This window comes from Gottfriedia luciferensis (assembly GCF_001712755.1).
Lineage (GTDB): Bacteria > Bacillota > Bacilli > Bacillales > Bacillaceae_G > Gottfriedia > Gottfriedia luciferensis_B.
Map to the genome: position 1 here is coordinate 1 of NZ_MDKC01000019.1, position 7,796 is coordinate 7,796.

The 7,796-nt window shown below is 30.2% G+C and carries 6 protein-coding genes and 3 rRNA genes; 5 read left to right on the top strand and 4 right to left on the bottom strand.

Translation table 11 applies throughout. The features are described from left to right. Window positions 1-113, top strand: a 23S ribosomal RNA gene (locus tag BED47_RS13000); the annotation flags it as partial. Window positions 114-168: 55 nt separating this feature from the next. Further along, window positions 169-284 (top strand): 5S ribosomal RNA (rrf, locus tag BED47_RS13005). 157 nt (window positions 285-441) lie between these two features. On the opposite strand, the gene BED47_RS13010 is transcribed toward rrf, so the two are convergent. Both BED47_RS13010 and BED47_RS13015 read right to left on the bottom strand, forming a co-directional pair. Continuing rightward, window positions 442-753: a hypothetical protein gene (locus tag BED47_RS13010; RefSeq protein WP_139116358.1), complete on the bottom strand. Its 312-nt coding sequence runs from the start codon at window positions 751-753 to the stop codon at window positions 442-444. A gap of 827 nt (window positions 754-1,580) precedes the next feature. Continuing rightward, window positions 1,581-2,018, bottom strand: coding sequence for a hypothetical protein (locus tag BED47_RS13015; RefSeq protein ID WP_069034015.1), 438 nt, complete (start codon window positions 2,016-2,018; stop codon window positions 1,581-1,583). 666 nt (window positions 2,019-2,684) lie between these two features. On the opposite strand from BED47_RS13015, the gene BED47_RS13020 reads away from it, so the two are divergent. Next, complete coding sequence (locus BED47_RS13020) at window positions 2,685-4,586, top strand: endonuclease MutS2 (protein WP_069034016.1); 1,902 nt, start codon at window positions 2,685-2,687, stop codon at window positions 4,584-4,586. 176 nt (window positions 4,587-4,762) lie between these two features. Next, window positions 4,763-5,476, top strand: a complete 714-nt coding sequence (locus BED47_RS13025) for a class I SAM-dependent methyltransferase (protein ID WP_069034017.1) — start codon at window positions 4,763-4,765, stop codon at window positions 5,474-5,476. Between the two features lie 99 nt (window positions 5,477-5,575). Here BED47_RS13025 and BED47_RS13030 read toward each other — a convergent pair whose 3' ends face one another. Further along, on the bottom strand, window positions 5,576-6,442 hold the full coding sequence (locus BED47_RS13030) for a phosphotransferase (RefSeq protein WP_069034018.1): 867 nt from the start codon (window positions 6,440-6,442) through the stop codon (window positions 5,576-5,578). A gap of 405 nt (window positions 6,443-6,847) precedes the next feature. Continuing rightward, window positions 6,848-7,366 (bottom strand): hypothetical protein, encoded by a 519-nt coding sequence (locus BED47_RS13035; RefSeq protein WP_069034019.1) that lies wholly within the window; start codon window positions 7,364-7,366, stop codon window positions 6,848-6,850. A gap of 360 nt (window positions 7,367-7,726) precedes the next feature. Between BED47_RS13035 and BED47_RS13040 the strand changes: the two genes are divergently transcribed. After that, window positions 7,727-7,796: ribosomal RNA gene (locus tag BED47_RS13040) — 16S ribosomal RNA — on the top strand; the annotation flags it as partial.

Genomic DNA, 7,796 nt, shown 5'->3' on the forward strand with positions numbered 1-7,796 from the left:
CCATAGCGTTAAGCTAGTAAGACCCCTGAGAGACGATCAGGTTGATAGGTCAGAGGTGGAAGCGTGGTGACACGTGGAGCTGACTGATACTAATCGGTCGAGGACTTAACTAACAAGTTTGATGATGACATTATCTAGTTTTGAGGGTACGAAGTACAACTCTATAAATCAGGTGATTATGGCAAAGAGGTCACACCCGTTCCCATACCGAACACGGCAGTTAAGCTCTTTTGCGTCGATGGTAGTTGGGGGTTTCCCCCTGTGAGAGTAGAACGTCGCCTGGTTTACCAAAGTATCAGCTAATCAGCTGGTGCTTTTTTTATTTTGGATCCGTTAATTGTTCATATTTAATAAATATTAAAGGACTGTCAAATTTTGATAGTCCTTTTAAGTCCTTTGTACAAAATTTGAATACCAAGTACTTAAAGCAACTGAATCTGGTCAATTAGAATTATCTATAATATAAGGAATTGTATCAAGCTGTTTAAAAACATAAGTTTCATTATCAATTTTTATTTTAAAAGTTCTTCTTTTTTTATCATAAATGATTTTTAAATTATGAAACTTAGAACTATTAATTACATACGTCGTATCTGTTTTCTGTGAATAAGCTCCTTTATCTACTTCAGAACGATTATAATAATAAAACGTATGATGGTCCTCTTCATCAAATACTATTGTCGCAAATGGAAGTTTTTTGCTATGGTAAGTCCCTATTAAAGTTGACTCATCTAAATTCTGTATTTTTGGCATGTTTATAGCTAAAATAATAAATACAAAAACCAATAATAGAATAATACTTTTATCAACCCAATTTTTCTTTTCAACCTCAGGCAGTACAATCTACACTCCTTCCTTAATTTAAAAATATTTAAAGAAATGAAGAACTATTCTAAATACAAACCAATACCGAGTTATTCAATCTTTGTATTAATCTTAAGTATCTAGCTCATTGATGTAATGATCCTAGGTGAACAACTAAAACTAACACTCTGAAAACGAACTGTTCATAACAGTTCGTTTTCAAAGTGTTGAAATATAAAATGGTCAATAGGGAAAACGGACATTAATTGAACATTAATTAGTGATGAAATTATCATTTTTGGGATGATCTATTTATTAATGGTTTTAAATTTTAATATGTTTAAGCAATTTTATGATTCTAATAACACTAGTAAGTTTTTTTAGAAGTTAAAAATATTATGAGCTAATTTTTAGAAAAACAAATTCAATTGATAAGTTTATTAATTAATGTTCGATCTTAATTAATCTACAATCTGATTAATAAACAACTGTAGGATGCACTAAGTAAAGGCTATTTGATTAGTTTTTATTGGAGACTTTTTTTGATGAATAAGTTGATTGGAACGGAGGGGTGCTCGACTCCTATGGGATAAGCGGGAAGGCTGAGACTCCGCAGGCTCGCCGAGGAGGCTAAAGAATCTCGCCCCATGGAAAGCGAGCATCCCGTAGTGGAAATCAACATCACTCTACTCCTTTTACGAAAATTTGGTAATTTAATTGACAGCGTTGTTTTTCAACAGCGTGAAAACCGCATGCTTTAGTACTTTATAAAGAAGTTAATCACCTGGTTTATCCACTTTTTTTAAAATAACTGTACTTATAGCATCTTTCCAGTAAATTTCATAATATACTTCTTTTTTCTTATCAATAAACTCACATCCGCCACACTCTCTTTTTTTACCATGAAATTCACCAGATTGATTTAATAAAAACCTCTCTCCTCCAATCGTTCCATTATTATAACTAATCAGATAGTGTGAATATGACTTAATTAAATCTTTATCAAATTTTCCTTTATATTTTATAGTTGTTTGAAATAAGATATCAGTTCCAACTAAAGTCATCTCGTGTAAAACTTCCCAATTATTATCGCTTCCTTTAAAACTAACAGACTTAGTACTAAATAAATGATTTGCAATTTCTCCGTGTACTGTAGTAATCGAGTTAAATAAGAACAATAAACTGAAAGTAAGATGAGCTGATGCCTTTTTCATTTTAATTCTCCAGTTTTTATATTTAATATTCAATTAAATGGTGTGTTTTTATACAATGATAAATCCTTATTAAACTAAATTTCTATTTCTACAAATTTTGAAGATAGATTTATTACTTTTTACATTGGGCCTACGAGTATGAAACTTAAATGAAGTGCTTACCTGAAGGGGAAAAAGTTGTAGAAAATTTTTATTAAAAACATACAGTAAATAATGTAGATCATCTTTACTTTTCAATTCACAAATAGTATGATGATTTCAATAAGTTAGATTTCAATGAACATAAAAATAAATGAGGTGCATTTTGTGAGTGCGGTAGGTTCTAAATAGGAAAAAAATAAATGAAATAAATAGGATGAAAAAAAGGGGGATTTGTAGAATTCGGACCCTTAATTTTGTCATGTATTTATTTCAAACCTATGAAGATACCTACAATACTTTATAATGCGTATAAAGAAATTAGTATGGCTATTCAGTAATAGCTTATTTAACTATATTTCAATTATGATTGCCTTGTAATGTGATTAAGCTGCGGTATCTCCGCAGCTTTTTTATATTTTTCGGGTAAAAATAAATCTTTATTACTATAAATATTTTCATTGGAATCTAACGTGTAGGTATCTCCATTTATGATCGATCAAATCATATTAAAGAGGAGAATTAAAATTGAATAATATAACATTTGAAAAATTACAATATAATGAGTTAAAAGAAATTGTAAAATCTTATTGTGTAAGTGGATTAGGTAAAAAATTGATAAATCAATTAGAACCAAGTTCCAATATAAAAGTAGTTAAAAATAGATTAAATGAGACAACTGAAGCTCGGGCAATATTAGACGCAGAAGGACATGTACCCTTTTTAGGTGTCTCTAATATTGAAAATATTATGCAAAATCTTGAAAAGGGAATGATATTAGATCCGAGTGAATTAATCAGTGTTTCGGACTTTTTAAGAGGATGTAGAAGAATTAAAAAATTTATGCAAGATAAGGTTTTTTTTGCTCCAATTCTCTCTTCTTACGCAAACTCAATGAGTGAATTTATGAGTATTGAAGATGAGATTAACTTCTCTATTAAAGGAAACAGCGTTGACTCCGGGGCTAGTAAGGATCTAAAACGGATACGAAATAATATTGAATCAGTGGAAGAGAAAATTAAAGATCGTTTAAATAAATTTCTAAATAATAGTGCAAATAAAATGTATATTCAGGACTTTTTTATAAGTAAGAAAGACGACCGATATACAATCCCAATTAAAGCTTCCTTTAAGAAGCAAGTTCCTGGATCAATTATTGAAGTTTCTTCTAAAGGGGCAACAGTCTTTATTGAACCGAATACAGTAACTAAATTAAACAGTGAGTTAGCAAGCCTAAAAGCTGAAGAGGCAATGGAAGAATATCAAATATTGGCTACCCTTTCAGGAATGATTTTAGAAAACATTTATGAAATAAATATAAATATGGAGTTAATTAGCCAATATGATATGGTGTTTGCTAAAGCAAAATTTAGCAAACATATTGGTGGAGTTGAACCGAAATTAAATGACTTTGGATATATAAAGTTAGTTGATTGTAAACATCCACTATTAACAGGTAATGTAGTTCCGCTTAATTTTGAGATAGGAGAAAGTTATCGAAGTTTAATCATTACTGGACCTAATGCGGGCGGGAAGACAGTCGTTCTGAAAACAATTGGCTTACTAACTTTAGCAACAATGTCAGGTTTCCATATTATTGGAGACATGGGGACTGAAATTGCAGTATTTGAAAAGATTTTTGTTGATATTGGTGATAATCAAAGTATAGAGAATGCACTAAGCACATTTTCATCACATATGAAAAACCTTTCCGATATTATGAGTGTTTCTAATAATAATACACTTTTACTATTTGATGAAATTGGAAGTGGTACGGAACCGAATGAAGGATCTGCACTAGCAATTTCTATATTGGAAGAGTTTTACCTTATGGGATGTATTACAGTTGCAACTACCCATTATGGTGAAATTAAACGTTTTTCAGAAATGCATAGTGACTTTATGAATGCAGCAATGAGATTTAATAGTGAAACGCTAGAGCCAATGTATAAGTTAATTATCGGAAAATCAGGAGAAAGTAATGCTCTATGGATTTCTAAGAAAATGAATATTCGCGAAAGTGTACTTCAAAGAGCGAAGGAATATATGGAAAATAAAGAATATCGATTAGAAAAAGTGATTGAAAGTGCAATAAGGAAACCAAAGATTGTCAAATTGAAAGCAGAAGAAAAGGCTTACTATCAAAAAGGTGATCGAGTAAAATTATTAGACTATGATACCTTTGGAATTGTTTATAAAGAAATCGATAATTTTTACAATCTCATTGTTTTTTATAATGGTGATTTTTTAGAAGTGAATGAAAAACGAGTATCTTTAGAAATGAAGGCTGCTGAACTTTATCCAGAAGGATATGACTTAGATACGTTATTTGTTGATTATGCGACCAGGAAATTACAGCACGATATTGAAAGAGGTTCAAAAAAGGCACTTCGAAAGATTCAAAAAGGAATGAGAAGTAATGGGCAGTAATATTACGGCTGTTTTCAATCAGCAAATTATTGCACTTTGTATACAAATTAAAACATCAGCCTAAAAGCTGATGTTTTGTTTTTGATTTAAGAAAAATTTCATTGTTTTCAAGAATACAAAACAAATTTAAGCTTAAATGAATAGACTATACCAAACTATATGATTGGGGTCTTAATATGAGGAAATTTTCTTATATAGATTTAATCGCCACGTTAAATATAGAAGATGCACATCCAGGTGGGTTTGATTTAACAAAAAAAACATTAAGATTTCTTCCGCTGAAATCAGATAGCCAAGTTTTAGAAGTTGGATGCGGTTCAGGTAAAACTGCTAGCTATTTATATGAAAGTTTCAATTGCTCAATTACAACAATCGATATAAACAGTCGGATGCTGGCTAATGCAAGAAAACGATTTAACAAAAAGAAAATTCCAGTTACTCTGCATCAAGCAAGTGCAGAAAACCTTCCTTTTAAGGATAATTCATTTGATATTATTATTTCGGAATCGGTAACAAGCTTCACAAATGTAGATAAATCATTACATGAATATGTAAGAGTGTTAAAAAAAGGTGGATATTTTCTTGCAATAGAAATGACATCAGAGAGACCACTAACACTAAAAGAAGAAAGTGAAATAAAGGATGTTTATGGTATTTCAAAAGTAAAAACGGTAAGAGAGTGGGAACAAGCGTTAATCAAAGGGGGATTTAGAGACTATAAAATCCTCAAAGGAAATACAATAATGAATACATCAACAAACTCAATTGATTCACTTCCATTTCAAAAGTTACCACCAGAAGGAATTGAATTACTTCATAGATTTCAAGAAATATTAATTCGTTATAAAGATGTGTTAGGATATAGAGTATTTTTATGTAGAAAAAGATAGGCATAATAGCTTATCTTTTTTGTTTGATTAACAAAAGTACCGCTTACGAGAATTGAATTCATTCCCAAAGTATCAGACTGCTGTTTATATTTTAATAATTCAATTGGATTTAACTAAGCTAATCCAATAATTCCAAGCTATTAAGTATTCGTCCAAATCATCTGGATGATGTTTTATACATGTTGCTAACCTAAAATATAATCCAACTAATACGTTTTTATATATTGTGTTAGAATCGAAATCTTGTAAAAATTTCAAATGACTAACTGCAGTAGAAATTGTCTCTTTTGTTAGATTATCTGGTGAAGAACAAAACGCATATATTAAATCATAAAGTGGATCTCCAAACACTGGAGTAGGATCGATAATGCCACTTAAACCGCCTTTATTAAAAATAAAGTTATGTATACCACAATCACCGTGTAATAAAAAAGGTTTTCCTTGAAAAGTGATTAGATCTGAATTATTTACAATAGAAAAGATAAGTGTATGATCTGGCTTTTCTAAATACGAATCTAAAATTTTATAAGACTCTGTCAGTCTACTCATAAGAAAATCTGACCATGAATTCGATAAATCATCTGCCCATCCCCAACCTGGAGCATTAGGGTAGGATTCGTAATTATTTATTAACTGTTCAACAAGTGATATAAGTAATTCTTTTTTGTTTTTATTAACATAATTTGTGCGACCTGGAATGAATGGATATACTATGTATTTAAATGTTTTTTCAGCAAATAGTAAATTGGGTAATATATCTAATTTGTTATAGGAATTAAGAAAATATGCTTCTGATTCTAATACACTAGGATCATTAAACTTAACTATATACTTGCTTTCGTTTTTTATGTTACTTAGAAGATATATATTGCTCGATGTTCCACCTGTTAGTTGAGTGTACTTAATTTCTTTTTTGTTAATTAAATTCATGTTTGATAAATCATTTATTACTGATTCTATTTGCATAATATCCTCACCTTCATTATTAATAATGTACTTATTTAAGTATACTCTTATAAATTAACGGTCACCATGAGGATAGATGGGAAAATACTTATTAATCTCCACTTTATTTATGTTTAAAAATGTTTTGGAAATTGTAAAAGTATATGTACAAAAGCGAAGGATGAATATAAATATTATGACTTGAATGAATCTTTTCATGATAACTCCTATTCATATAATTAAAGTACTTTTATTCTTTATCTAAAGAGAAGAAGTTATTTTTTGTAATTAATTATTAAAATTATATTGAAGGTATCTCAAGACTTATATTTACCTTTACCCAAAAATTAAAAGGGTGTCTCAAAAGTCAGCAAATGACCAAAGAGACAAACCCACAGTAATTGAATATAGGATTTTATTGAGCTATTAAAAAAAGAATAATGCTGCTAATGCGACTCCTGCGACAAATCCGAGTGCAATTGAAATACCGAACCCACAGCCGAAGAATCCGCACCTAAAACCATCTCTGTCAAAATCTCTTTCGTCTCTTCTTTCTTCTCTTCTATCAAACCTTCTATCAAACCTTCTATCGAAACGATCGTCAAAACGGTTATCAAATCTATTATCAAATCTATTATCAAATCTGTCATCTACTCGATTATTAAACCAAACATTAGAACGATTTCCATTATGGAAACTTCTATTTGAAAAGTTTCTATCTGAGAAATCTCTAGATTGGCTTCTATTCATATTACTTCTATTACGATTTGATGATCTATTAGATGAATTAGAGTTTTGACGATGTTGATTGACTGGTTCAATAAAAACTCGATCATCAGTTACTCTTGTAATACGACCAATATGCTCATTTCCATCTTTATCGAAAATGCGTACAACCTGCCCTCTAAAATTATTACATAATTGATGGGCTTCATTACATTGCATAACAATTCCTCCCTTTCTTGTACTAATCTATGGAAGAGGAATTGTTTGTGCTTGTATATATACCTAGTTGTACAATTAACTAATTAATTTGATTTGAAATTCACATAAATTATTTTAGTTTATTTTTTCAAAAGAAATGCTTGCAATCATTTGGACGAGATGGTATATTTGTTTATGTTGTCACGACAAAACAAGTTCGAACAACAAAAAAATATAATAAATTGTTGACAAAGAGTTCAACAAAATGTTATTATATTAAAGTCGCTTCTGGAGCGACAAAGCGAACTTTGAAAACTAAACAAAACATGAAGTAAACGTCAATTATTAGTTTTTTGAGCAATACAAGATTTAAACTTAACTTTTATGGAGAGTTTGATCCTGGCTCAGGACGAACGCTGGCGGCGTGCCTAATACATGCAAGTCGAGCGGA